The organism is Hyalangium gracile (assembly GCF_020103725.1).
GTDB lineage: Bacteria > Myxococcota > Myxococcia > Myxococcales > Myxococcaceae > Hyalangium > Hyalangium gracile.
Genome location: NZ_JAHXBG010000001.1, coordinates 566,844 through 592,624 on the forward strand (window position 1 = coordinate 566,844; position 25,781 = coordinate 592,624).

General features: G+C 71.0%; 18 protein-coding genes. 8 read left to right on the forward strand and 10 right to left on the reverse strand.

The window, feature by feature from the left end:
* Positions 1-74: 74 nt before the first annotated feature.
* Positions 75-1,952 carry a tryptophan synthase alpha chain gene (locus tag KY572_RS02410; RefSeq protein ID WP_317987793.1) on the forward strand — a complete coding sequence of 626 codons (1,878 nt, stop codon included), beginning with the start codon at positions 75-77 and terminating at the stop codon, positions 1,950-1,952.
* 699 nt (positions 1,953-2,651) lie between these two features.
* Here KY572_RS02410 and KY572_RS02415 read toward each other — a convergent pair.
* Positions 2,652-3,083 (reverse strand): hypothetical protein, encoded by a 432-nt coding sequence (locus KY572_RS02415; protein ID WP_224240497.1) that lies wholly within the window; start codon positions 3,081-3,083, stop codon positions 2,652-2,654.
* Positions 3,084-3,686: 603 nt separating this feature from the next.
* Between KY572_RS02415 and KY572_RS46970 the strand changes: the two genes are divergently transcribed.
* The gene (locus KY572_RS46970) at positions 3,687-3,812 is read left to right on the forward strand and encodes a hypothetical protein (RefSeq protein WP_263451280.1); all 126 of its coding nucleotides are present in this window, start codon (positions 3,687-3,689) and stop codon (positions 3,810-3,812) included.
* Between the two features lie 503 nt (positions 3,813-4,315).
* On the opposite strand, the gene KY572_RS48045 is transcribed toward KY572_RS46970, so the two are convergent.
* A complete protein-coding gene (locus tag KY572_RS48045) occupies positions 4,316-4,423 on the reverse strand; it encodes a DUF2379 family protein (RefSeq protein ID WP_407659874.1) in 108 nt (35 codons plus the stop codon).
* 47 nt (positions 4,424-4,470) lie between these two features.
* A complete protein-coding gene (locus KY572_RS02425; protein WP_224240499.1) occupies positions 4,471-5,628 on the reverse strand; it encodes an App1 family protein in 1,158 nt (385 codons plus the stop codon).
* A gap of 260 nt (positions 5,629-5,888) precedes the next feature.
* On the opposite strand from KY572_RS02425, the gene KY572_RS02430 reads away from it, so the two are divergent.
* On the forward strand, positions 5,889-7,928 hold the full coding sequence (locus KY572_RS02430) for an ATP-binding protein (protein WP_224240500.1): 2,040 nt from the start codon (positions 5,889-5,891) through the stop codon (positions 7,926-7,928).
* Positions 7,929-7,939: 11 nt separating this feature from the next.
* Here the strand turns inward: KY572_RS02430 and KY572_RS02435 are convergent, their stop codons facing one another.
* Both KY572_RS02435 and KY572_RS02440 read right to left on the reverse strand, forming a co-directional pair.
* Entirely contained in the window at positions 7,940-9,772 is a 1,833-nt protein-coding gene (locus tag KY572_RS02435) for a glycoside hydrolase family 15 protein (RefSeq protein WP_224240501.1), read from the reverse strand.
* Between the two features lie 107 nt (positions 9,773-9,879).
* Positions 9,880-10,968 carry a glucose 1-dehydrogenase gene (locus tag KY572_RS02440; protein WP_224240502.1) on the reverse strand — a complete coding sequence of 363 codons (1,089 nt, stop codon included), beginning with the start codon at positions 10,966-10,968 and terminating at the stop codon, positions 9,880-9,882.
* Between the two features lie 201 nt (positions 10,969-11,169).
* Between KY572_RS02440 and KY572_RS02445 the strand changes: the two genes are divergently transcribed.
* The gene (locus tag KY572_RS02445) at positions 11,170-11,769 is read left to right on the forward strand and encodes a hypothetical protein (protein WP_224240503.1); all 600 of its coding nucleotides are present in this window, start codon (positions 11,170-11,172) and stop codon (positions 11,767-11,769) included.
* Positions 11,770-11,857: 88 nt separating this feature from the next.
* Here the strand turns inward: KY572_RS02445 and KY572_RS02450 are convergent, their stop codons facing one another.
* A complete protein-coding gene (locus KY572_RS02450) occupies positions 11,858-12,541 on the reverse strand; it encodes a hypothetical protein (RefSeq protein WP_224240504.1) in 684 nt (227 codons plus the stop codon).
* 45 nt (positions 12,542-12,586) lie between these two features.
* Positions 12,587-15,331: a CHAT domain-containing protein gene (locus KY572_RS02455; protein WP_224240505.1), complete on the reverse strand. Its 2,745-nt coding sequence runs from the start codon at positions 15,329-15,331 to the stop codon at positions 12,587-12,589.
* Between the two features lie 168 nt (positions 15,332-15,499).
* On the opposite strand from KY572_RS02455, the gene KY572_RS02460 reads away from it, so the two are divergent.
* From KY572_RS02460 to KY572_RS02470, 3 genes are all read left to right on the forward strand, one after another.
* Complete coding sequence (locus tag KY572_RS02460; protein ID WP_317987795.1) at positions 15,500-16,375, forward strand: ABC transporter ATP-binding protein; 876 nt, start codon at positions 15,500-15,502, stop codon at positions 16,373-16,375.
* A gap of 12 nt (positions 16,376-16,387) precedes the next feature.
* Complete coding sequence (locus KY572_RS02465; RefSeq protein ID WP_224240507.1) at positions 16,388-17,149, forward strand: ABC transporter permease; 762 nt, start codon at positions 16,388-16,390, stop codon at positions 17,147-17,149.
* Positions 17,150-17,213: 64 nt separating this feature from the next.
* The gene (locus KY572_RS02470) at positions 17,214-18,227 is read left to right on the forward strand and encodes an ABC transporter substrate-binding protein (RefSeq protein WP_224240508.1); all 1,014 of its coding nucleotides are present in this window, start codon (positions 17,214-17,216) and stop codon (positions 18,225-18,227) included.
* A 19-nt stretch (positions 18,228-18,246) separates the two neighbouring features.
* On the opposite strand, the gene KY572_RS02475 is transcribed toward KY572_RS02470, so the two are convergent.
* From KY572_RS02475 to KY572_RS02485, 3 genes are all read right to left on the reverse strand, one after another.
* Positions 18,247-18,699: a hypothetical protein gene (locus KY572_RS02475; protein WP_224240509.1), complete on the reverse strand. Its 453-nt coding sequence runs from the start codon at positions 18,697-18,699 to the stop codon at positions 18,247-18,249.
* A 179-nt stretch (positions 18,700-18,878) separates the two neighbouring features.
* Entirely contained in the window at positions 18,879-20,927 is a 2,049-nt protein-coding gene (locus tag KY572_RS02480; protein WP_224240510.1) for a PilZ domain-containing protein, read from the reverse strand.
* 419 nt (positions 20,928-21,346) lie between these two features.
* A complete protein-coding gene (locus KY572_RS02485; RefSeq protein WP_224240511.1) occupies positions 21,347-22,927 on the reverse strand; it encodes a Kelch repeat-containing protein in 1,581 nt (526 codons plus the stop codon).
* A 92-nt stretch (positions 22,928-23,019) separates the two neighbouring features.
* Here KY572_RS02485 and KY572_RS02490 point away from each other — a divergent pair, with 92 nt between their 5' ends.
* Positions 23,020-25,710: a serine/threonine-protein kinase gene (locus KY572_RS02490; RefSeq protein WP_224240512.1), complete on the forward strand. Its 2,691-nt coding sequence runs from the start codon at positions 23,020-23,022 to the stop codon at positions 25,708-25,710.
* The last annotated feature ends 71 nt before the right edge of the window (positions 25,711-25,781 follow it).

Here is a 25,781-nt window from a genome sequence, read left to right on the forward strand (position 1 = left end):
GATCCCAGGTTTGCCTCCGGGAAGGTGACGGGAGCATGGGGAGCGCAGGCGGAGCGAGGTGGGGGCTGTGGCTCGTGGCCCTATGGCTTGCGGGCTGCAACACCACGTTCACTCCGGAGGAGGGAGCCCAGGGCAAGCAGCGCTCCCGCTGCCAGCCGATGACGTGCGAGTCCCAGGGGAAGAACTGCGGCGTGGCCATCGACGGCTGCGGCGGCACGCTGCACTGCGGCGAGTGCCCCGAGGGCCAGGTGTGTGGCGGCGGCGGCGTCCCCCACGTGTGCGCGCCGCCGGTCTGCGAGCCCGGCACCTGCGCCTCGCTGGGGAAGAACTGCGGTGTCGCCTCGGATGGGTGTGGGGGGACGGTGCGGTGCGGCACCTGCAGCGCGCCGGAGACGTGCGGCGGTGGGGGGGTGCCCAACGTCTGTGGACAGCCCGTGTGCACGCCCACCACGTGCTCGGCGCTGGGGAAGAACTGCGGCTCGGTGCAGGACGGGTGCGGCGGCACGCTGGAGTGCGGCACCTGTCCCGAGGGCGAGGTGTGCGGTGGCGGCGGAGCTCCCAACGTGTGTGGGAAGGCGGCCTGTCAGCCCGCCACCTGTGCGTCCCTGGGGAAGAACTGCGGCACCGTGTCCGATGGGTGCGGCGGCACGCTCGAGTGCGGCGAGTGCCCCGAGGGCCAGTCCTGTGGTGGAGGCGCGGTCCCCAACGTCTGTGGAGGGCCCGCGTGCACGCCGGCCACGTGTGCCTCGCTGGAGAAGAACTGCGGCACCGTCTCGGATGGGTGCGGCGGCACGCTCCAGTGCGGCGAGTGCCTGGAGGGAGAGTCCTGCGGCGGAAGCGGGATTCCCAACCTGTGTGGTGCTCGCACATGTCGTCCCTATAGCTGCGGGCTGCTGGGAAAGAACTGCGGCCCGGTGTCGGACGGGTGCGGCGGCACGCTGGAGTGCGGCACGTGCGCGGCGCCGGAGACGTGCGGCGCCAGCGGCGTGTCGGGGGTCTGCTACACCTCGCAGCCCGTCTGCGTGGATGAGAACCTGGGCACCACGCTGCCGGTGACGGTGAAGGGCACCACGGCCTTCGGCAACAACGACCACCAGCTGTCGTGTGGCGGGGGCATGGCTCCGGACCGGGGCTTCCTGTGGACGGCGCCGAAGAGCGGCACGTTCACCTTCGACACGGCGCGCTCGGCGCTGCGCTCGCTGGTGGGGGTGCGGCGCGGGGGGTGTGGCGGGGAGGAGCTGGCGTGCGCCACCGAGGGCATCAGCTACGGCGGCGGAGCGCGCGCCACCGTCTCGCTGGAGGTGGGGCAGACGGTGCTGGTGGTGGTGGACTCGGCGAGCGAGGGCGAGTTCGGCGCGGGCTACTTCGAGCTGCACATCGACGAGAAGCGCGAGAGCGAGTCCGGGGCCTGCTTCGACGGCCGGGACAACGACGGGGACCGGTGGGTGGACTGCGCGGATCCGGACTGCCAGGTCGAGCCCGGCTGTGGCGGGCGCGGGTGCGCGAACCAGGACCTGGGCAGCGCGCTGCCCGTCACGGTGTTTGGGGAGACGGTGGACTCGGGTGACGGCTTCCAGGGCACGTGTGGCATGCGGCTGCAGCAGGACCGGGCGCACCTGTGGACGGCGCCGCGCAGCGGCACCTTCGTCTTCGACACGGCGGGCAGCGGCTGGGGCAACGCGCTCTACGTGCTCACGGGCTGCCGGGGCACGGAGCTGGCGTGCGCGGTGGGCCGGGCGGGAGGCCGGCAGGCCGCGGTGAAGCTGACGCTGGCGCAGGGACAGTCCGTGCTGGTGGTGGTGGATGGCATGTCCAACGACGATGCCGAGGAGCCCATCCGCTACACGCTCCACATCAGCGAGCACGCGCCCAACGAGTCAGGTCGCTGCCAGGATGGCGCGGACAACGACGCGGACGGCGAGGCCGACCAGCGGGACGCCGACTGCCGCTGAACGTGGGCCACTGTCAGCCCGGACTCAGGGAGACGCAGGGAGGGAGCGGAACTCGGCGGCGCAGTCGAGAAGCCGTTGGATGGCGGCTTCATGATCACCGTGGGCGGCCTGGAGGAAGGCGGCATCCCAGGTGTGTCCTCGAGAGACGCGACCTGCCTCCTGGAGCCAGCGCTCGAAGCGCAGGTACTCCTTGTCCTTCAGTCCGGACAATGTACATGAGGATGCGACCCACACGGTGCATCTCGAGCAGGACATCCACGATGCCCCGGGAAGTCGCCGCGAGCGTTCGCGGAGTCGTCGGATCCGGAGGTGATCCGCCATACCGCCAGGTGAGCGCGGCGAGCGCAGCCGGAGAGAGCGCCCGGAACTCGGAGGCGACAGCGACGTAGGCGCGCAAGGCCTGTCGCTCATCCGAGTCGTACTTCTGGAGGAACGCGCTCCACCACCCCTGCCCTGGGAGCGTCTTCCCAGACTCCTGCATCCACCCATCGAAGGCGCTGTACTCCCTATCGCCCACACCCAGGTCACCCGAACAATCCAGGTACCCTGTGGTGAACCCCACCGTGCGTGAGACGCCGGGCTGTCCCTCGAAGAGCTCGAGGTCCGGTTCATGCCTCGGTCCGTCGGAGCCAGCCTGCAGCACGAGCTCCAGAAGCGGAGGAGGAACCTTCGTGGCTCTCCCGGGGGGCGACGCTCGGCTCATGGCGAACCCACCACTTCATCCATGATGGGAGTCCGTGCACCAAGACGGCTCATGTACTCCTGCCACGGTAGCCCTCCTGCACCCGTGAAAGCGTCGTAGACGCGGTCCTTCATCCGGACCACGACATGAAACCCCGTCTCCGACACACTCTTGTCGCGGCCATCCGCCGTCCTGAAGACCATCATCGCGGCCCTCTTCCCCGTTGCATCCACCACCGTCGTCAGCCTGACGTACTCCGGCCTGCCGTCGAATCGAGCCCGCGTGGAGTGGAGGGTCCGTGCCACACCCTGGCACGCGCCAGGCACGTGTTTGCTCATGTCAAACGCGGTCTTGAACCCTGTGAGCCACAGGGGTGCCTTGAGCCCTGTGGCGACCTCGTAGGCCTGGATCGCTTCCGCCAGCTCTCCGCGCGCCAGATGCGCCAGCACCTTCGCGCGCGCCGAGTCCGTGATGCCTTTGCACCTGCGCGGCAGTGATGGCTGGCACCGATCCGTGAGCCCACCGCGGGACCACCACGCACAGCACCAGGAACCACCCCAGAATGTGCGGACGGACCATACCTGCGGACGCTAGCACTCAGCGCACGGAGGGCCTACGACGTGCCAAGTCGCGTCAGCACCGGGGGCCTTCATGTTCGGGCGAGCCCCACTCGTTCATGGGCAGGCCGTGAGGACCCAGATCGCAAAAGGGGAGGCACCCGCACCAGACCGTGAGCGCCTTCCGCTTCTGCGGGTGAGATACCAGGGAGGCTGCCTTGAGGCTGGTGGCAGCAGGATCGTAGCCTCCGCGAGTCCACAGGAGCGAAAGGGGCTCTCATGGGTCGGCTCGGAAGAGGCAGGTGGATGAGCTTGTTGGCGGGATGCGCCATGATCGTGGCCATGCCACTGCCGGTTGCACGTGCGGATCCGCCCCTGACGAAGGCCCCTGGGTGTGTCAAGCGCGGATGGCCTGCGACCGTCACCTGCGGAAACACGGTGTGCTTCGTCTCGAGCTGCGGCGAAGGGAGGTGCCCCTACTGCTTCATTGAGGGCATGGAAAACCTCGTCTTCACAGGATGGTCGGTGTACACGTGCATGAGCGGCGACACCGTGACGGGGAAGGCGCTGCTGTTCAACACGCTGCCCTTCAACGCTCGCCTGGGGCCCATCTGTGGCTGAGGATTCGTGGGGGCAGGAAGCGACCCTGGTAGTCGAGGCGCTCAACCTCCTGACTGTACTGGCCGCACCGCGTCTCTATGAGCGGTGGTGTACTCAAGCCCCGGCTGAGGAACTGCGTACTGTGCTCCAGTCTCGCATGGCGGCGCTCTCGGTCTTCTGTGCGAAGGCTTGGGGGAGCCCAGATGCGGAGCGCTTCCGGTCAGCAGCCTCCAAGGTGCGGACTCTCGCTGACTCTCTAGCAGCCGCTCCCCCTGGTAACCTCATGAACCTCGGATGGAACGCTCAGGCCCGCGAGTGCTTGGATGCCCTGGGAGTCCCGGTGCCTCCAGGAGGATGGGAAGCATTCGAGGGGTTGCGTGCCGGGTGAGTGAAGGGCGAATCCCCCTTCTTGAAGATGGGCCGCCCAAAGAGCCTGCGATTCAACCGCCGTCGCATCCCAGCAAGTCCTTCACCGTACGCGTAACTTCCCGGTGAAGCGTTCACGAGTTCCTACCGGCACGGCTCTATGGAAGCGCGTCCAGTTCCTCCAGCTGCCCTTCGGCGATCTCCCGGTAGTGCGGCACTCTCTCCACGGCCAGCACTTCCATCATCTGCTGGCGTGCTCCTTCCATGTCGCCTTTTTTTCGGAGCTGACCCATGCGGTAGAGAGCATCCACGATCACCCGCCGTCGCGCCCCAGCGAGTCCAGCACCGTGCGCGCCTCGGCATCCTCGCGCCGGTGCTCCTCCACCCGCGGCACCTCCGCCCAGCGGATCCACCCCTGCACCGCCGCGTGCCGCGCCGCCGTCACCGTGTCGTCCACCGCCACCAGTTCGCTGCCCGCCGCCCTCACGTCCGCCGCGATGCGCGCCAGCTCCTCCGCCCGCCTCGAGCGCGAGGGCACGTTGCGGATGTACACACAGCGGATCCGCCCCGGGAACTCCCGGACGATCGTCCGGTAGTGCTCCGCGTCCTCCTGCCCGCTGTCGCCGATGAGCACGAAGGGCAGGCGCTCGAACGTCCCGAGCACCCCGCGGATCTTCTCCAGCTTGTGGCTGTGCCCTCCTCCCGGCGCGAAGCCCTGGCGCGACAGCCCCCAGTCCCTCAACAGCAGCGGCCCGGCCGGAATCCGGTGCAGCGCCAGGAACTCGTCCAGGTGCTCGTACAGGTTCCACGGGCTGCTCGACACGTAGAAGATCGGATTGTCCGCCTTCCCGCCATGCCCGTCCCGCAGCGCCGCGTAGAACGCATCCACGCCCTCGAACGGCAGCCGCGTGCGGTGCTCCGTCAGGAACAACGCCCACGCCCGCTTCAGCGGGTTGGTGACCCCCGTGGCGATCACCGTGTCGTCGATGTCGCTGATCACCCCCAGCTCCGACCCCGGCCCCACCAGCTGCACCGGCGCGGAGACGATCGCCGCTCCTTCGGGCTCGGGCGCCAGCAGCTCCAGCTCCACCATGTTCCAGCCCGGTGAGACACCCGCCGGCGGCTCCACCCACAGCACCAGGAAGCCCTCCTCGTCCGTCGTGCCCTCCCAGCGCTTGTCCCCCCAGCGCACCAGCACCCGCGCGCCCGGTATCTCCCGCGTCGCGTAGCGCTTGTACGAGGCGATCGCGCTGCCCACCAGCGTGTGCCGCTCATGCGCGGGCCGCACGTGCCGGTCCTCCAGCACTCGCGCCTGGATCAACGCCCGCTCCCGCGTGCCATAGCCCCGGTACGGCAGGATGCGCAGCGGCAGCGCCATCCCCAGCCGGCGCCGCACGCGACGGCTCCACCGGTCCCAGACCGCATCGGCTCGGACGGCCAACTCGAAGAAGTCATTCCTCAGCGCGGGCATGTACGGACGCAGCCTCCAGCAAGCCTCCCAGCCATATCGCCTTCTGCTCCCACACTCGGGATCACTCGCACCGGCAGCAGCCCACCTCAGTCCGCGCCCAAGGGCACTCCCCGTGGAGCCTCCCTGCTTCCATTACTGTCAAGTTTTTCATAAATTGGACCGGTGTGGATACCGTGAACCGGCCGCGGCCGCCCCCCTCCGCGCAGCCCAGCCATCCCCTCCCCATGCGTGCGTGGATGGGTCCCCCCAGGGAACCCTCCGTGTCTGGCGCTGACGGGCAGGGCTCCACCTCGCCCTGGGACGAGAAGGCCCGGCTCGAGACCCTGCGCGGCTACGCGGTGCTCGACACGCCTCCCGAGCAGTCCTTCGACGACATCACCCAGCTGGCCGCGCAGCTGTGCGGCACCCCTATCGCCCTCATCTCGCTGGTGGACGAGGCGCGCGTCTGGTTCAAGTCCCGCACCGGCCTGGACGTCCAGGAGACTCCCCGGGATGGCGCCTTCTGCGGCCGCGCCGTCCCCCGGCCCGAGCTCTACATCGTCCCGGACACGCTGCTGGATGCGCAGCTCGCCCACCACCCGCTCGTCGCCCGCCCGCCGTACCTGCGCTTCTACGCGGGGGCGCCGCTCGTCACCCCCGACGGCATCGTGCTCGGCATGGCGTGCGTGGCCGACCATGTGCCGCGTCAGCTCTCGGCGCAGCAGGCCCGGGGCCTGGAGGCCCTGGCCCGCCAGGTGGTCGGCCAGCTCGAGCTGCGGCGCATGAACCTGCTGCGGACGCGCCTCACCGAGGAGCTCAAGTCCAGCTCCGAGCGCTTCTCCGTCATCCAGCACGCCACCAACGACATCGTCTGGGACTGGGACCTGGTGGCCGGCCGCGTCTCCTGGAACGAGCGCGTCACCGACGTGCTCGGCTACCCGCAGCCCGAGGTGCGCGAGGACTCCTCCTGGTGGTACTCGCTGGTGCACCCGGACGACCGCGAGCGCGTGGCCGAGGGCTTCCGCCGCGCCGTCCATGGCGGAAAGTCCCTCTGGTCGGACGAGTACCGCCTGCGCCGCGCCAACGGCACCTACGCGCGCGTGCTGGATCGCGGCTCCATCCTCCGCAACGCGGCCGGAGCACCCATCCGCATCCTCGGCACGGTGATGGACATGAGCGAGCGCGAGGAGATGCGCGCGCGGCTGGCGCAGGCCGACCGCATGGCCTCGGTGGGCACGCTGGCGGCCGGCGTGGCGCATGAAATCAACAACCCGCTGGCCTACGTCGTCGCCAACCTGGACTACGCGCGCCAGGAGCTCGAGGCCGTCACGCTCCCCGAGGGCAGCGAGCTGCACCGCGCGCTCCGGGAGGCCCGCGAGGGCGCCGACCGCGTGCGCCTCATCGTCCGGGACTTGAAGACGTTCTCCCGCCCGGACGACGCGCGCATGGAGCGGGTGGATGTGCGGATGGCCATCGACTCGGCGGTGACGCTGGCGTGGAACGAGATCCGCCACCGGGCACGGCTGGTGAAGGCGTACCAGCCGGTGCCCAAGGTGTGGGCCAACGAGGCCCGATTGGGGCAGGTGTTCCTCAACCTGCTCATCAACGCGGCGCACGCCATCCCCGAGGGCGCGGCGGACCGGAACGAGATTCGCGTCAGCACGCGCGTGGACGAGCAGGGGCGCGTGGTGGCCGAGGTGCGCGACACCGGCTCCGGCATCCCCGAGGAGATTCGCGCGCGCGTCTTCGAGCCCTTCTTCACCACCAAGCCCATGGGCGAAGGCACCGGGCTGGGGTTGTCCATCTGCCACGGCATCATCACCAGCCTGGGTGGCGAGCTGCGCTTCGACAGCGAGGTCGGCCAGGGGACGACGTTCCGAGTGGTGCTCACGCCCAAGGCGGTCGAGGGCGAGGTGACTCCAGTGACGAGAGCAGTGGAAGTCGGTAAGCGCCGGGGCCGCATCCTGGCGGTGGACGACGAGCAGCTGGTGCTCAACGCGCTCAAGCGCACGCTGGGCTCGGAGCATGACGTCACCGTCTTCACCCGACCCCAGGCGGCGCTGGCGTGGCTCGAGCAGGGCCAGCCGTGCGATCTCATCCTCTGTGACTTGATGATGCCGGAGATGACGGGCATGGACTTCCACGCCGAGCTGAGCCGGCGCATGCCCGAGCGCGCCGCGCACGTCATCTTCGTCACGGGCGGAGCCTTCACCCCCGGGGCGCGCGAGTTCCTCAGCCGCATCACCAACGTCCGGGTGGAGAAGCCCTTCGACGCCAAGGCGCTGCGCCAGCTGGTGAACGCGCAGCTCCAGGGCCGCTGACGGCGGGCCGCTCAGTCCCCGCGCCCCAGCATCCGGTCCAGGTTGTACGCGGAGCTGATGAGCGCCAGGTGCGTGAGCGCCTGGGGGAAGTTGCCCAGCGCCTCGCCCGACATGCCCGTCTGCTCCGCGTACAGGCCCACGTGGTTGGCGTAGCCCTGCATCCGCTCGAAGATGAGCCGCGCCTCCTCCAGGAAGCCGGGCGTCGCCACGCTCGCCCGCGTCATCGCCTCCACCAGCCAGAAGCTGCAGAGGTTGAACGTCCCCTCCCGCCCGGGGATGCCGTCCAGCGTCGCGTCCGCGTCGTAGCGGAACACCAGCCCGTCCGACGCCAGCCCGCCCTGGCTCGGCGGCCGCCGCATCGCCTCCAGCGTGGACAGCATCCGCGGGTCCACCGGTGAGAGGAAGAACACCAGCGGCATCAGCAGGTTGGCCGCGTCCAGCGCCTCGTGGCCGTAGGCCTGGATGAAGGCCTTGCGCTCCTCGCTCCAGCCCTTCTGCATGATGTCCTCGAAGATGGCGTCGCGCACCGCCAGCCACCGCGCCCGGTCCGCCGGGAAGCTGCGCTTGTCCGCCAGCCGGATGGCCCGGTCCACCGCCACCCAGCACATCATCTTCGAGTACACGAAGTGCCGCCGCCCTCCGCGCACCTCCCAGATGCCCTCGTCCCGCTCCTGCCAGTGGTCGCACACCCAGTCCACCAGCCGCCGCAGGTGCCTCCAGAAGTCGTAGCTGATGGGCGCCCCGTGCTTGTTGTACAGGTACACCGAGTCCATCAGCTCGCCGTAGATGTCGAGCTGGAGCTGGTCCGCCGCCGCGTTGCCGACGCGCACCGGCCTCGCCCCGCCGTAGCCGCTCAGGTGGTTCAGCTCCTCCTCCGGCGGCACCCGGCTGCCGTCGATGGAGTACATGAGGGAGAGCGGCGCGTCCTCCGGCAGCTCCGCGCAGCGCGCCTCCAGCCACCGCATGAAGGCGCCGGCCTCCTCCTTGAAGCCGATGCGCAGGAACGCGTAGACGGTGAAGGCCGCGTCCCGCAGCCACACGTAGCGGTAGTCCCAGTTGCGCACCCCGCCCGGGGACTCGGGCAGGCTGCACGTGGGCGCCGCGACGATGGCCCCCGTGGGCTGGAACGTCAGCAGCTTCAGCGCCAGCGCCGAGCGGTGCACCATCTCCCGCCAGCGCCCCGTGTACGTGCACTTCGACAGCCACCGGCGCCAGTAGCTCACCGTGTCCCGGAAGAGCGCCTCGGAGGACTCGTGGCTGTGCACCGTGTCCGTGCACGCCTCGGGCGCGCCCTCGCGCAGCGAGAACACCGCGGACTCACCCTCGTGCAGCTCGAAGCGCGTCCGCACGCCCCGCGCCTCCTGCCCCAGCTTCACCTTCGTGGACAGCGTCAGGCTCAGCCGCTCCGAGCGGAAGCTCGCCCCGCCCGGGATCAGCTTCGTGGCGTGCGTGTCCCGCCCGTAGTTGAACGCGGGGAAGCACTCCATCCGGAACGCCATCGTGCCGCGCACCACCCGCACCCGCCGCAGCACCTCGCGCGGACGCTCGTGCTCGCGCTCGCCTCTCACGCCCAGGGGCATGAAGTCGACGAGCTCTCCCACGCCATCCTGCGTGTAGAAGCGCGTCACCAGCACGTTCGTGTCCGGCCAGTAGAACTGCTTGCGCACCACCCCGTCCGGCTCGGGGGTGATGCGGAAGTGCCCGCCGCGCTCCGGATCCAGGATGGCCGCGAAGACGCTCGGGCTGTCGAAGTGCGGGAAGCAGAGCCAGTCCAGCGTCCCGTCCGAGCCCACCAGCGCCACCGTGCGCAGGTCTCCGATGACGCCGTGCTCCTCGATGGGCACCGAGCCTCCCGCGGTCCTTCCTGCTCCCTGGGTCGACCCGGACGGAGGCCTCCCGACGAGGCTGTCTCCCGGTTCATTGTTCCCTCCGCTCACGGTCCGAGCCTCCCTCAGCCGAAGGTGATGACGTGCTTGATGCCGCCCAGCTTCCCGCCCACCACCTTCTTGAACTCCTCGGGCGGGTGGCGCGCGGTGATCATCGCCTCGAGCCTGCCTGGCCAGCGAGCACGGAAGCGCTCCAGGTCCTCCAGCGCCGCGTCGAAGTCCATGTCCGCCGCGTTCACCGTGCCCAGCACCACCTGGTTGTTGAGCACCAGCTGCTTGAGCAGCGCCCCACCCTCCAGCTCCAGCGGCTCCTTGCGCCCCGGCACGCCGGTGAAGACGAAGATGCCGTTGGGCCCCAGCCCGCGCAGCAGGTTGAACGCGGCCTTGGAGGCGCCCGCCGCCTCGTACACCACGTCCACCGGGCCGGCGCGCTTCGCCAGCTCCTCCACCGACACCTCCTCCGAGGAGAAGTAGGGCACGCCCAGCGCCTCGGACACCTCCGCCTTCTCGTTGGGCCTGGCCCCCCGCGAGTACATGGTGGTGCCATAGCCCGCGCGCAGCAGCACCATGGCCCCCAGCAGGCCCACCGGGCCCGCGCCCAGCACCACCGCGCGCCCCGGCTTCTGCGCCCACGGCAGCCGCTCCTTCAGGTGCTCCACCTCGCGCAGCGCCTTCTCCGCGATGGTGAGCGGCTCGGTGAGCACCGCCACCTGCCTCAGCGCGGCCGGCGCCCGGTGCAGGTACGCCACGTCCTCCACGAAGTACTCCGCGCAGAAGCCGTGCGCCTTCATGATGCCGCGCTCCGTGTAGTCGCCGGTGCTACAGAAGTCCGGGTAGCCGTGGCGGCAGGCGGCACACCGCTCATGCGGGCACGGCCGCCGCACCCGAGGCACCACCAGGTCCCCCTTCTTCAGCCCCTGCACCTGCTCGCCCACCTCCACCACCTCGCCCACCGCCTCGTGGCCGAGGATGAGGTAGTCATCCCCGTCCGGCGGAGTCCCGTAGCGGAAGTCGGCGATCTCCTTGTCGGTGCCGCACACTCCCACCTCGAGCGTGCGGACGCGCACCTGCGTGGGCGAGCCCAGGCGCGGCTCGGGGGCATCCTCCAGGACGCGCACCTGGCGGGACTTCGGGAAGACGGCGACGGCCTTCATGGTGGACCTCGGGTGCGGTGGTCTTCCGCGAGCGGCCGGGCGCCGCTGGCGTCTGGCCTAGATGGCCCGCCTGTCCGCCGGTTGCACCGGCTGCCCGAGCCAAGGGCCCATGGGTGAACAGTCCACCGGGGCCGGGTGCCCGGCGGTGCGCACTTGCGGATTCCTGGTGCCGTCCCGGGCACGGAGGTCTATGACAGGGCCGTGACCGGACCCGATGCCCAGCAGCCCCCCGCGGGCGAGGAGGCCCCTCCGTCTCGAGGACGGGCCACGACCATCGGCGCCGTGGCCTTCGTGCTGCTGGCCGCGCCGTTCCTCGTCTTCAGCTTCATCATGTTGCACCTGAAGGCCCGCGTGGAGCTGCAGTGCGCGCCGCTCGGCCCGTGCAACCTCATCCACGTCAGCTGGCTGGGGCGCGAGCAGGTGGACTCCTTCACCGTGACGGAGATCCAGGGCGCCACGGTGGAGCGCAACCGCAGCAGCAAGCGGGACGCGGCGACGCTCTACAAGCCCGTGCTGAAGACGACGCGCGGGGACTTCCCCCTCAGCTCCCGGTGGCTCGAGGACGAGGCCCAGGCCGAGCGCACCGCGCGCGTGGTGGGCCGCTTCCATGCCAACCCGCTGGGCGGCGGGGGCAAGGGCTTCATCCTCTTCCACGACCACCGCAAGGGGCCGCTCATCGTCGGCCTCTCCTTCGGTGGGGTGGGCGTGGTGCTGCTCGGGCTGAGCGTGTGGCTCGGCTTCAAGGCCCGGCGCCACATCCGCGCCGAGCGCGCCGCCCGCGCCACACCTCCTCCCGCCTGAGCCCGCTCCACCGGTCCGGGCCTGCTCCGCGCCTGGACCGGTGCGCTCGCGAAGGCCTCATGCCCTCCGGCGTCTCAGGGGCGTAGCCCTAGGGGGTGTAGGCGTTGATCTGGACGGCGATCTTGGACTCGTAGACGGACACCTTCCAGGCGAGCCGCAGGAACCTCAGCAGCCAGTCGTCTCCGCCAGGCGTGTCTCCGCCCGGAGGGGGATCATCACCGATGGGAGTCCGCGGAGGATCACAGACCGTGTCGGCATCCTCCTGGCACTCGTCCCCTTCTCCGCCCGGCGGTTCAGGGTCGAGGGTGTCCCTCGGGTCCAGGGCAGTGGGGCCGCGACGCAGTGACGACGTTCTCGGCGGTGGCGGGGTGTACGCCACGGCGGGCAAGAGCCTGAGCGGCGCGGTGTACCCGATGACCGGCACCCCGGTCGAGTAGAGCCGGGTGATCGCCGCCCCCAGGCTCGGCGTGCGCCCCTTGAACAGGAAGGTGAAGGTCCCCTCCGTCTTGTTCGCGCCCACGGCGGCCCAGCCGCCGCCTCGCGGGTAGATGATCACGACGATGTGGGACGAGGCCGGAATGGTCGGCAGCACCCCGGTGTCCGGAATCTCCTGGAGGGTGGGCGCGGTAGGGACGGCGAGCTCCTCCGGCATGCAGTACAGGGGCGTCGTCGTCGAAGTCGTCGAGTACGACGCCTCGGTGCCAGGCTCGCCGGCCTTCCAGCCCCCCAGCACCACGCTCAGCAGCGCGATGGCGACCAATCTCTTGCTCATGGTGTCTCTCCTTGGAATTCGTGCACTGCGGGTGCTGCGACAGACTCACTCGAACACGAGCACGGAGCGCACCCAGCTGTCGGGCGCTCGGCTCAACCACTCCATGCGGACGTCCCGGAGCGCCACCGCGGCGGCCTGTCCGGTGCGGATGCGCTCCTGAACCTCGAGGAAGAAGGGCCCCGCCTCCGCGTCGGGGATGTCCACCGTGGCCGCCAGCACGGTGCGCGCCCCGGCCTCGATGAAGGCCGTGGGCAGGCTGAAGGGCTCGTGGACCTGGACGCCCGTGTGCGCGGCGCGGCACGCGGCCAGCGTCACCAGCGGGTGGCCCTCGAGCCGATGCGTGCGGACCTCGCCCGCCGTGAGGGCATAGCGCCCGCTGGCATCCGGCGTGAGCACCAGCAGCGAGGCGTCCGAGAGCGTCGGGTTGATCAAACCGTGGGCGTGGATCTCGATCTCCGTCGCCCGGGACATGGCCTCGAGCACCCGGCTCGGCGTGGCCACCGAGCCCGAGAGCACGGTGGCATTCGCGCCCGCCGGCTCCCACGCGCCCAGGCGCGGCAGCCCGAGCGCGGCCGGAGACTCCACGTCCTTCACCACCAGGTGCAGGGGCTGCACTTCGCCGCTCGGCAGCCGCGTCCCGGGCAGGACGAGGTAGCGCCAGGCGATGTCATCCGGCAGCACCCCCGCGCGGCCATGCAGCGGCGGCCGGGCCAGCACGCTCACCTGCTCGCATCCTCGCAACGGCTCCGCGAGCGCGGCCGGGACGACACCCCGCACCTCCTCTCCCAGCGGCTTGCGCCGCCCGGCGTCGTAGGAGGCCTCCATGCGCCCGTCCGGCCCCAGCGCCAGGGCGAGCGTGCGCTCCCGGTCCACGGTGACCGCCAGCAGGCACCGCGAGGGCAGCGCGCCCCCCACTTCCTCCCCGAAGAGCGCCAGCGCCCGGGACCACTCGCCCGCCTTGCCCGCCGCGAACAGGAGCGAGGCGTAGCTGTACGCCCGAGCCTCCCGCGCATCGACGCTGGCACGCGGGGCCTGCTCCGCCTCGGCGATGGCCTGCCGGAGCATCTGCTCTCCCCGGCTCCGGTCCTGCTCGATGAGGAAGCGCCCCTCGATGTGGGAGAGCAGCGCGCGCTGGCCCGGGTCCAGCTTGTTCGAGGCGCGGTGGGACTGCAGCCGCTCCATCACCCGCTGGTCCCTCGCGAGCTCCGGCCGCAGGCGCGCCAGCTCCGCCACCGTCATCATCTCCGAGAGCAGCGGCAGGTCCTGGCACTTGAGCGTGTCGTCCAGGGACGCCCGCGCCTCGTCCAGCCGCAGCTCCTCCAGGAAGGACAGGGCATCGTTGGCGCGCACGAAGCGGCGCATGGCGCAGTCCTCGGGATAGCGCGCGAGCACCTCGTCCAGCAGCGCCCGCGCCAGCACCCCCTGCCCCTGCAGGCGGGCGATCTGTCCCAGGTGCTGGAGGATGTGCGTGCCCGGCCCCCAGAAGCCGCCGCGCAGGTACAGCGCGCGCGCCTGCTTCACGCTCCGAGCCGCCTCGGGCAGCCGCCACAGCCGCCGGTAGAGCGTGCTCAGCCGCTCCAGCAGCAGCCCGCAGCGGTAGGCCAGGGTGCCGCCGGAGCACTGGCTCGTGGCGGCCAGGAGGAGCTGCTCGGCCTGGAACAGCGCTCCGCGCCCGATGGCCGCCCTGGCGCGCTCGTTCTCGGCGATGAGGTGGAACCACGGATCCCTCGTCTCCGCGGCCAGCCGCGCGTAGCCCTCCACGTCCTTCTCCACCTCGCCGGAGAGGACGAGCACCCCCATGAGCAGGTCCCGCTCCCCGGCGGCCCGCAGCTGCTCGAGGTACGCGGCCAGTCCTCCAGGGACGGACTTCTGCTGGAAGTAGTGGGCGTAGAGCGCCGCCAGCGGAGCCCGGCGCTGGAAGTCCCGCCGCTCGGCCCAGCGGATGGCGTCACGCAGCGCGCTCCCGCCGAAGTGCGCGTCGAGCGTCTCGGCCAGCGGCCACAGCGCGCGCAGCGTCTGCTCGGAGGGCGCGGCGCGGATGGCATCGTAGAGGTAGAGGCGGAAGACATCCGGCCGGGCGCGGAGCTGCTCCGAGGTGACGGAGCCCTGGCCCAGCACCAGCGCCTTGCCAGCCGCGCTCGCCTCGTTCCAGCTCTGCTGCTCGGCGCGCACCCGCTCCCGCAGCGCCTGGGCGCGCGAGCGGGCCTCGTCCGCCCAGCCCGGCTCGCCCCGCGTGGCCACGGCCTCGAAGGACTCGGCCGCCAGCGCCCACAGCTCCAGCTCCCGCAGCGCCAGCCCGCGGTTCCACAGCGCCTGGGCGGAGCCTGGCCGCTCCTGGAAGGCCCGGTCCAGCCGCGAGAGCGCGCCCGTCGCATCCCCCTTCGCCAGGGCCAGCACGGCCTGGTCATTGAGCACCTCGGGCGAGCTGCCCGCGCGCTCCAGGTAGGAGGCCGCCAGCTCGGGGGCCCCGCTCAGCAGGTACGCCGACGCCAGCCCGCGCATGTCCCCCTGCGCCTCCAGGCGCGCCAGCACCTCCAGCGAAGCGCCCGTGGGCGAGGCGCCCTGTCCGCGCGACACGGCGTGGTAGGGGCGGTAGCGGTCCGCGCCCGGGTGGCTCAGCCGGGCCTCCAGGGTGCGCGTCGGCTCCGAGGAGAGGAAGGCGGCCTCGTCCTCACCCGGCCCCCGGCGCGCGGCGCGCAAGCCCAGGACCGCCGCCGCCACCACCAGGCCCACCACTGGCACCCCAACGGCCAGCAGGCGTCCGCTTCCCGCTGTCTGCTTCGCCTTCAAGCCAGGCTCCCCGAGCGAATGGCTGCCCCGTTCATGCTGTCTGAACGACCGTGGCACGGAATCTTCCCGGTCTCCACGCGAACCCCGCGCAGGGCATCCAGGCAGGCGAGCCCTGACAGCAGCCGACCAGCCGAGCAGTGCGTGGGGAGACCGCCTACCTTTGCGCCAATGTTCCGAGCCTTGCTGGCCCGATGGAAGAGTTCGCTGCGCCTGTTCCAACCGGCGAGCGTCAATGCGCAGCGCGCGAAGATCTCCGTGGCGGAGCTGGGCCACAGCTACGCGAACAAAGTGGTGGCGCTGAAGAACGTGAACCTCAACATCCGCTCGGGCGAGTTCGTCTGCCTGCTCGGGCCATCGGGGTGTGGCAAGTCCACCCTGCTCTACGCGCTGGCCGGGCACGTCCTGCCCACCGGCGGGCGGGTGGCCATCGACGGCAAGCCCATCACCGGGCCGGGGCCCGAGCGGCTGCTCATGTTCCAGGAGGCCGCGCTCTTCCCGTGGATGACGGTGCTGGGCAACCTGAAGTTCGCCCTGGCCGCCCGAGGCGTGCCCCGCGCCGAGCGCGAGCCGCGCGCCCGCGAGTTCATCCGCCGCGTGCAGCTGTCCGGCTTCGAGAACACGCTGCCGCACCAGCTCTCCGGCGGCATGAAGATGCGGGCCAGCCTGGCGCGCGCGCTGGCGGTGGACTCACAGGTGCTGCTCATGGACGAGCCCTTCGGCTCGCTGGACTCGCAGACGCGCATCCACATGCAGGAGCTGCTCCAGTCCATCTGGCTGCGCACCTCGAAGACGGTGGTGTTCGTCACCCACGACGTGCACGAGGCGCTGATGCTCGGCACGCGCGTCGTCGTCATGGCGCCCCGCCCTGGCCGCATCGTGAAGGATCTGGAGATCCACCTGCCCATGCCTCGGCAGGGCGAGGACGCGCGGCTGGACGAGATGGCCCGCTACCTGCGGGTGCTGATGCGGCAGGTGGAGGGCCCCGAGGGCGCGCTGCCGCCCGCTCGCGCCAAGGCCGAGGAAGAAGTGGGCCTGGGGCACTGAGGAGGTGCGGAGATGAAGCGCTGGGCGCAGAAGCTGGGCGTGGTGGTGCTGCTGCTGGCGGTGTGGGAGGGCCTGGCGCGGCTGGGGCTCTGGTCGGCGCACCTGTTCCCGGGGCCGAGCACGGTGGCCGAGAGCCTGTTCGCCATGGTGGGAGATGGGCGGCTGGGCTCGGCGACGCTGCGCTCGCTGGGGCGGCTGGGGCGGGCCTACCTCATCTCCGTGGCCATCGGCGTGCCCCTGGGGCTGGCCAACGCGCGGCTCGCCTTCTTCCGCGACGCGGTGAAGCCGGTGGTGATGGGCCTGCAGGCGCTGCCCTCCATCTGCTGGCTGCCGCTGGCGCTGCTGTGGTTCGGCCTCACCGACACCGCCATCCTCTTCGTGGTGGTGATGGGCAGCGTGCTGGCCATCGCGATCGCCACCGAGGACGGCGTCAACGGCATCGATCCGCAGCTCATCCGCGTGGCCCACACGCTGGGGGTGCGCGGCCCGCGCTTCTCCTTCGGGGTGCTCATCCCCGCGGCGCTGCCCGGCATCGTCACCGGCCTGAAGCTGGGCTGGAGCTTCGCGTGGCGCGCGCTGCTGGCCGGCGAGCTGCTCTTCGTCTCCGGCGGCCTGGGCCAGCTGCTCACCCTGGGCCGCGAGCTGATGGACGTGCCGCAGGTGATGGCGGTGATGGTGGCCATCATCGTCATCGGCGTGCTGGTGGACCGCGTCTTCTTCCAGACGGTGGAGACGCGGGTGCGCCGGCGCTGGGGCCTGCTGCCCTCCATGTGAAGTGGAGGACGTCCCGCGCGCGGGTACATTGCCGCCCGCGCCCCCACGCCCCATTACCGCGAGCATGCACTCGCTTCGCTCTCGGTCCTTCCTCGGGCTGCTGCTCCTGCTCGGCGCCACCGGCCTCGGCTGCAAGAAGTCGGGCGGTGACGCGGCGGACCCCAACGCTCCGCTGCGCCTGGGCTTCTTCCCCAACATCACCCACGCGCAGGCGCTGGTGGGCCACGTGGAGGGCACCTTCGCCGCGGAGCCGGGCATCGGCAAGCTGGAGGTGAAGCAGTTCAACGCCGGGCCCGCGGCCATGGAGGCGCTCGTCGCCGGCTCGCTGGACATCTCCTATGTGGGCACCGGCCCCGCCATCAACACGTACCTCAAGGCGGGCCGCGACTTGCGCATCATCTCCGGCGCGGTGAATGGCGGCGCGGTGCTGGTGACGCGCTCGGCGAAGTCCGCCGCCGAGCTGAAGGGAAAGAAGCTGGCCAGCCCTCAAATCGGCAACACGCAGGACATCGCCCTGCGGCACTGGCTCAAGCAGCAGGGCCTCAGTGCCGCCAGCGAGCCCGGCAGCCAGGTGCAGGTGGTGCCCATGAGCAACCCGGACATCCTCGCGCAGTACATCCAGGGCGGCATCGAGGGCGCCTGGGTGCCGGAGCCCTGGGGCGCGCGCATGGTGGCCGAGGGCGGAGGGCAGATCCTGGTGGACGAGCGGGACTTGTGGCCGCAGCGCCGCTTCCCCACCACCGTCATCGTCACGACGAAGAAGGCGCTGGAGACGCGCCGCCCGCAGCTGCTGGCGCTCTTGAGGGTGCACGTGCGGCTCACGGAGCGCTGGCGCGGCGATCCGGCGGGCTTCTCCTCCGCCGTCAACGCCGCCTTCGGCAAGCTCACCAGCAAGCCGCTGGCGCCGCCCATCCTCCAGGAGGCCTTCTCGCGCCTGGAGCCGAGCCTGGACCCAGAGCAGGCCGCGCTGTCCACGGCGGCCCAGCACGCCAAGGCGCTGGGCTACCTCACCGCCGATGACATCTCCGGCCTGGTGGACCTGAGCCTGCTCGAGGAGGCTCGCGCTCCCGCGAAGTGAGGCAGGACCAGAGGGGTGCCTACCGGGCCTCCGCCACCTCGCCCGCCAGCGACAGGGCGAGGTTACGCGTCTGGTCCACCGTGTACGAGGCGATGATCTCCTGGCCGGGCTGTGGCGTCCGGGTGATGCGCAGCGCGCTCAGGTCCAGCGGCACCACCACGCCCTCGCGGTCCACGTAGAGCGTGCGGCCCTTCAGGTCGATGACGCGGCCGGACAACAGCCGGTTGTCGCCCTCGTCCAGCCGCTCCGCCCGCTGCTTGATGACGTCCATGCCCGTGGGGCCGAAGTTGAACTCCTCGATGCTGCCCGAACGCCCTCCCGTGCCCACTTCCTCGAAGTGCTGGGACTCCTGGTGGAAGGTCTCGCTGTACTCCCGCTCTCGGGCATTCGCCGCCAGGGGGGCGAGCATCACTCCAAGGGCAGGCAGGCACAGGACTGCGCGACGCAGGGCGCTGGGGAAGATGGGCTTCATCTGGTGGACTCCGGCGTTTGGGGGTCGATGACCCGTCCACCACTCAAGCTAGGGATGGGCCCGATCCCCTTCGTGCCTCTCGGGTGCTCCCTGGAGGCAGGAGGGCCCGCCAGTCGGCCCCGCTCTTCACCCAGGGAATGGATGCCCTGGGACGCCGTGTCTTCCCGGCACGGGGCCGATCAGCCCTCGTTGCGCGGCGTGGTGGACTCGCACAGGTGCTCGAGGAACTCGGGCAGCAGCGTGGAGGAGATGATCCACAGCACGCCCTCGCCCAGGTCCGCCAGCGCGGCCCGCTCGGCGTACTCCACGGTGGTGCACTCCACGTAGTGCACGAAGACGCGCCGGTTGCGCGCGCGGAACCACTCCGCCGCCCGCGTCAGCAGCGCCAGCATGGCGTCCTGCACCTCGGGCTGCGTGTCGTCCTCCAGCGGGACGATGCGCACGCTGTCGAGGATTTGAAACAGGTTGAGGCCGGGGTTGGCCGCCTCGTAGACACCCACCGCCACCGGCCGGCCGTTGTGGCGCGCCACGAACGCCTCGCGCTCGCGCGACAGCTCGGCGCTGTTCCACAGCGCCTTGGTGGAGTTCATGTGGAAGCGCTCGGGCACCAGGTCCAGCGCCTCGCGGAAGGCCACCGGCTTGGTCTGCTCCAGCCGCTTGAAGAACACGCCCAGCTCTTCCTCGGTGGGCGAGCCGACCTCGATGCCCTCGGCGAGGGCGGGCCAGTCACGGTCCGACTCACCCTCCATCAGCCGGAAGTTGATGGCGGCCGACTGCCCGGTGTGCTCGTACCACTGGGCGAAGTCGAACTTGGTGAAGCGCATCCACCGGACGCGGGCCTCGCAGTAGGCGAAGAACCACTTCACGTCCGGGTCCACCTGGGCCGGCTCGTAGCCGCGCAGGTAGATGTCGCGCAGGGCCTCGCGCGCCGAGGCGCTGCGCTTGTTGGCGCCCTCCGGGTGCTGGCGCGCCACCTGGTGCGTCAGCCAGCTGCCCGCGTACGGCTTCACCACGGAGATGGAGGCCTCGACCTTGTTGCTCTCCATCGGCTTGACGACGCGGAAGCCCAGGCGCGGGCGGCCCTGGAGCTTGTTCTGCGTCTCGTAGAACTCGCGCTTGAACTCCTCGAACTTCGTGGGGTTCTTGCCGGACAGGCGGAAGTAGCCGGAGTTCTCGAACACCTCCCACACCGCGTCGTTCCAGTCACCGGCCACGCGCGTCTTGGGGTGCATCTGCTCTTCCACCAGCTCGCGCCAGGCGATGCCCTGCTCGGCGTTGAGCGGGCTGAGCCACATGCCGCAGCGGCGGCCCTTGGGCGTGCTGGAGATGTTGCGCACCTCGGCAAACAGCCTCACCGGGGCCTTGCCCGGCATCTCCACCTCCACCACCGGGATGCGCATGCCGGGGTAGAGCAGGTCCTCGCCCGGCTCCGTCATGAAGGACAGGCCCTCGTAGGACACGTCCAGCATCTGCCGGTGCACGCGGACCTGCGGCCACAGCGGGTGGTCGAAGGACAGGTGGCACAGCGTGGTGGTGGGGGCCCGGCGCAGCCAGCGGTGACGGTAGCGCGTCAGCTCCACCGGCAGCGGCATCATCCACAGGTCGTGCTCCACCCAGGCCTTCTCCACCCGGAAGTAGAGCACCGAGCTGTAGCCGAACACCTCCATGGCGAAGGGGCCGCGGGGCAGCGGGCCGTCGGCCCTCCAGCCGATGACGCCGTCGTACTTGTCGAAGTGCGCCGCGCGCACCTCCACCCGCGAGCCATCCTCGGTGCGCGCCACACCGCGCGTGGTGCGCGCCGCCAGCGCCTCGGAGATGCGCAGGATGCGCTCCTGGCGGGTGATGGTCTCCTTCCACACCGGGCGCGCCTCGGGCGTCACCAGGTGCCCGCTCTCGCGCATGGCCTCCAGCGCGGAGACGATCTTCCGCCCGGCCTCCAGCGGCGGGGCCACGAAGCGCAGGCGCAGCTCGGGGGGCGTCTCCGGCCCGCCGGAGGAGATCTCCGCCACCTCGGCCTGGAGCGCCGTCGTCCACCGCTCGCCCAGGCCCAGCACCACGTTGGCCGGCTGACCGGGGCGCAGCTCCGCGCACGAGGCCAGGTGCAGCGTCAGGTGCTCCAGCGACAGCTGGACCAGTCGCCCCTGCGAGTCATTCGCATCTCCGAACGACGCCACCGCGGACAGGTCCGTTCCCATCCGATAGCCGAGGATCGCCTCGCGAGTCGACATCCGGTTATCCGACTGCATGGGAGCTCCGTCGCGCAAAAGATGCTTTACCTGAATAGCAGAACAATTTCATACCACGGTTCCGCGAGACTTCCCCAAGGGAAATTTCTTGCTCAGAGGGTGAACAGCGCTTCCGTGGGGCGCATCTGTTCTCCGGAGCGTGCTCCAGTCCAGCTCATTCCGCACTGTGTCATAGTGGAAACTCGAGCGTGAATCCGAGGGGATAGGCTCACTTGTAGCGTCCACAATCGGTCCTCCTCGACTCGGCCCGTGCTCCCGGAAAACCTGACGTCCTGATCCGGCGGAATCTTCAGGGAATTCTGGTTCATCTCCGAAGAAAAATCCATGCCCTATGGTCTACGGGTTTCCCGCAGTAGAGGACACTCCTGGGGACGGGCTCTCCGAGTGTTGAATCGCGTGCGTTAGAGGCAGCGCAGCTCCAGCACCAGGGTGGAGTCCTCCAGGCCGCCGTCGGCGCCGGAGCCGCCGGTGGCATACACCTGGGCGCCAGAGCCGCCGGCCAGGGTGTGGTGGCGCCGGGTGGGCAGGGGGGTGGCGGGGGTGAAGCGCTCGGAGGCAGGATCAAACCAGGCCGCCGGAGCGCCGCTGGCGTCCTCGATGTAGACCCAGCCATTGCCGATGCGGACGGCGCGAGGGTTGGGGCGAGGCCGGTCCATGGGCAGCACCTCGCGCACCCGCACCACGTCGCCGGAGGTCTCGAGCAGGAAGGCCCGGGCGGAGGGCACCAGCGAGGCGCCCACCCGCTCGGAGCCGCCGATCACCAGCGCGCGGCCACCGGTCAGCTCCACCACGGCGGGGCCCTCGAGGGCGGCGGGGAGGGCAGGCCCCACGCCCAGGGTGCCGGTGGGGCCGATCAAATCCGTGCGGGAGGTGGCGCCCGAGCCGGGGCAGCCGCCGGCCAGCAGGAAGGAGGGCCCCAGGGGTGCGCCTCCTGCGGGGCATGTAAGAGAAAGGCGGCCCAGCACCTCCTGGGCGCCGGTGTCCGGGCGCACGCGGACGGCGAGGTTGCGCTGCTCCACGCTGCCTTCCTGAGCGGCGGCCAGTCTGCCTCCGGCCAGTAGCGCGTCGCCGCCCAGGCGGCCGGCGGCGGCACCGCGGGAGGTGAGCGTGGGGGTGAAGGGCAGGCGGGTGGTGCCCCCGTCGAGCTCGAGCCACTCGAGGCTGGGCTCGGGCACATCGCCCAGGCGCACGCCGCCCAGCACCGCGACGCCTCCGTCCTGCAGGGCCACGCCGCTGGCCTCGGCCCGCCCCACGGCGAGTGACTGGGTGGAGATGCGGCCGGTCTCGGTGAAGAAGATGTCCAGCGCGGCGCTCGGGCGTCCCTGGGCGTCACGGCCTCCGGCCACCACGAGCGAGCCCGCCAGCGGGCCGGCGCCCGGCACCAGCACCGTGGGCTGGGAGCGGCGGGAGAAGCCCGTGCGCACCACGGGGGCACCCACCATCCGTCCGGGGCAGGCGCACACGCCCTCGTCGCAGGTGAGGCCTCCGGGCTGGCAGCTCCGGGCGGCGCACTCGGGGTCCGCGCAGTCGCGCAGGCCGTCGCCGTCGTCGTCCAGGCCGTTGTCGCAGGCCTCCACCGCCATGCCCGCGTCCGGAGCGGGGGGAATGGGAGGCAGCGTCAGCGTCAGGCGCGCGCCGCCCTTCTCGGTGAGCGTGGCCTCGCTGGAGGCGGTGGAGCGCACCACGCCCGAGCGCTCCGCGGTGGCGCGCACGGTGAGCCGCGTGCCGGCGGGCGTGGCCGGGCCGGACTCGAAGTTGAAGGTGGCGGGCAGGTGCAGCTGGGCGCCCTCCAGCGTGGCCAGGCCCAGCGGGGTGCTGGTGCCCGCCTGGAGCGCGACGACGGAGAGCCGATCGAAGTCCGCGCCCGGCACCAGCGCGCCCTCCACCACCACGTGCACGCCGCCGGGTGTGGACTCACAGCCGAGCAGCGGCCAGAGGAGGAGCAGCGGGAGCAGGCTCGAAGAGCGGGAGGGTGTGCTCACGCGCGCGAGTCTAGGCCAACCCCATGTGTGTAGAATTCCTGTGCCGCTCTTTCAGCCCAGGGGGTTTCGCGGTGTAGACTCGATTTTCTCACATGGGTGGTTCCACGCTGCCGCTCGCACCGGACGCCTTCAGCGGCCGGAAGCTGGGCAAATACGAGGTGCTCTGCCGCCTGTCCACGGGCGGGATGGCGGAGATCTTCCTCGCGTCGCAGCGTGGCCTGGCGGGCTTCCGCAAGCTGGTGGTGCTCAAGCAGATCCTCCCGGACATCGCTGGCGAGGAAGAGTTCGTCCAGATGTTCCTGGACGAGGCGCGGGTGACGGCCGCCTTCAACCACCCGCACATCGCCCAGGTGTATGACTTGGACGTAGCCGAGGGCGAGCTGTTCCTGGCCATGGAGTTCGTCCCGGGCGCCACGCTGGTGGAGGTGGCCAAGGCGTGCCGCGCCGCCAACGAGCCCATCCCGGTGGGCTTCAGCCTGGAGGCCGTGCGCGACACCGCCCTGGCGCTGCACTACGCGCACACCTTCACGGATCCGCTCGGCCGGCCCTCGCCCGTCATCCACCGCGACGTGGCCGAGAAGAACATCATGGTGACGTACGAGGGCGTCACCAAGCTGCTGGACTTCGGCATCGCCAAGAACCTGGCGCGCAAGGGCCGCACGCAGATCGGCATGGTGAAGGGGACCAGCGGCTACATGTCCCCGGAGCAGATCCTCGGCGAGCCGCTGGACTCGCGCAGTGACTTGTTCAGCCTGGGCGTGGTGCTGCACGAGTGCCTCACAGGCCTGCGCCTGTTCCACTCCAAGACGCCCGAGGCGGGCGCGGGAGCGGTGCTGCAAGGACAGGTGCCGCCCCCGTCCCGCGCGAACAAGGCCATCCCGCCGGAGCTGGACGCCATCGTCCTCAAGGCGCTGGCGCGCAAGCGCGAGGACCGGTACGCGACGACGCTCGAGTTCGCGCGCGCCCTGGAGCGCGCCGTGGGCCCCCTCATCTGGCACCCGGAGCAGAGCGGAGAGCTGATCCGGCGCCTCTTCTCGGACCGGCGCGAGCAGACCCGGCAGCTGCTCATGGCCGGCAAGGTGATGAGCGGCGACACCACCGGCGAGGTCAACCTGGCGCAGATCCTCTCGCCGCCCGCGCCCCCGGAGCCCCCTCCGCCTCCGGCTGATCCGGTGAGCGCCACGCGCCTGCCGCTGATCACCCCCGCGCTGCCCGCCGCCGGGCGGCCCGGAGCGCCTTCGCAGACGGGGCTGCCCTCGGTGAAGGCCGCCGCGCCGGCGCCGCCTCCGCCTCCGGCGCAGGAGCCGCTGCTCAAGCCGCTACCGCCTCCCAAGGAAGCCCCCCCGCGCCGCATCACGAGCGCCTCGGTGACGGTGGCGCCGCCGGAAGTCGCCACCCGTCGGCCGGTGTTCGAGCCGCTGCCGCAGAAGCGCACGAGCACCTTGGCCTCGAGCGCGCTCACCCTGCCTCCCCCGCCGCCCCGGGAGGACACCGGGCGCACGAACTCCTCGGCGGAGACGATTCCCGCGCCTTCACCTCCGCCGGCGCGACAGAGCTCCCCGCGCGTGGCGCCCCTGCCGCCTCCGGTCGATCCCGATGAGGACGATGACGACTCCCATCCCGCGCTGCGCACCATCATGGAGCGGGTGGACCTCAACGCCATGGGGACCTTCCCCCATGCGGACAGTCCGGTCGCCAAGGGTGCTCCTGTCCCGGACACGGCCGATGACGAGCACACGCCCGCGGTGAAGCACAACGGGGGCCGGCGCTCACCGACGTCCAGCGAGCGCATCCCCCAGCCTCCCAGCAACGTTGGAGCGCGCCCTTCCCGGCGCCGCGTGCCCACGCCGCCCCCTCCGCGACAGGAGTCCGACTTCGAGATCACCACCCGGCCCGTTCGCGCGCTGCGGGTGGAAGAAGAGGAACCGCAGTCGGACACCAACGAGACCCTCATCCCCGAGGGCGAGGAAGGGCACACCCTCCTCACCTCGCCCGTCATGGCCCTGCCCGCGAAGAAGAAGAACGGGGCGTGGGTGATGCTGGCCGTGGCCCTGCTGCTGCTGGGGGCGGTGGTCACGGTGGTGGCGCTCGGATGGGATGGCGGTCGCTTGAGCGGACTGCTGGGACTGCGCTCATCCCCTGCGGCTTCGGCGGTGGCTACCAGCGTGCCCCTGAAGCCACCCCCGGCACCGCCCACCCAGCCGACGGAGCCCGTCGCGAAAGCTCCAGCTCCCGCGCCCGAGCCCGCACCTCCAACCCCCGCCCAGCCCACCACCACCGCCGAGCCCGCCACCCCCACTCCGCCCGCCGAGGCGACACCTCCCGCCACGCCCCCGGACACGGCTCCCCAGGAGCCCGCCGTCGCCGAGACGACACCTCCGGAGGAGAAGATCGAGGCCGCCACCGCCAAGAGCGAGGAGGTCCTCACGGCCGAGGCGGACACGACAAAGAAGTCCCGTCCCGCCACCAACAAGCGCACGCGCCGGGACGCGAAGCCCGGGGCCAGCGAGGACGAGGACGCCTCCGCCGATGATGCTGCCGCCGCGGCGCCCGCTCCGGGTGGCAACGGAACGCTCACGCTCGTCACCACGCCCTATGCCAAGGTGTACCTGGGGCGGCGCTACCTGGGAGACACCCCCCTCTTCAAGTTGAGCCTCCCGACGGGCAAGCAGACGCTCAAGCTCGTGGACGCGAGCGGTCGAAGCCTGCGCCTACCGGTGGAGATCAAGCCCGGGGAGACCACGGCCCTGAAGCTCTCGCTCGACGAGCTCGACGCGAACTGACGCTCCGCCTTCACCCCATCGGTGCTGCTGCCGGAGATGAACGCAGCCTCTCCCTCGGACTGCCGCACGCG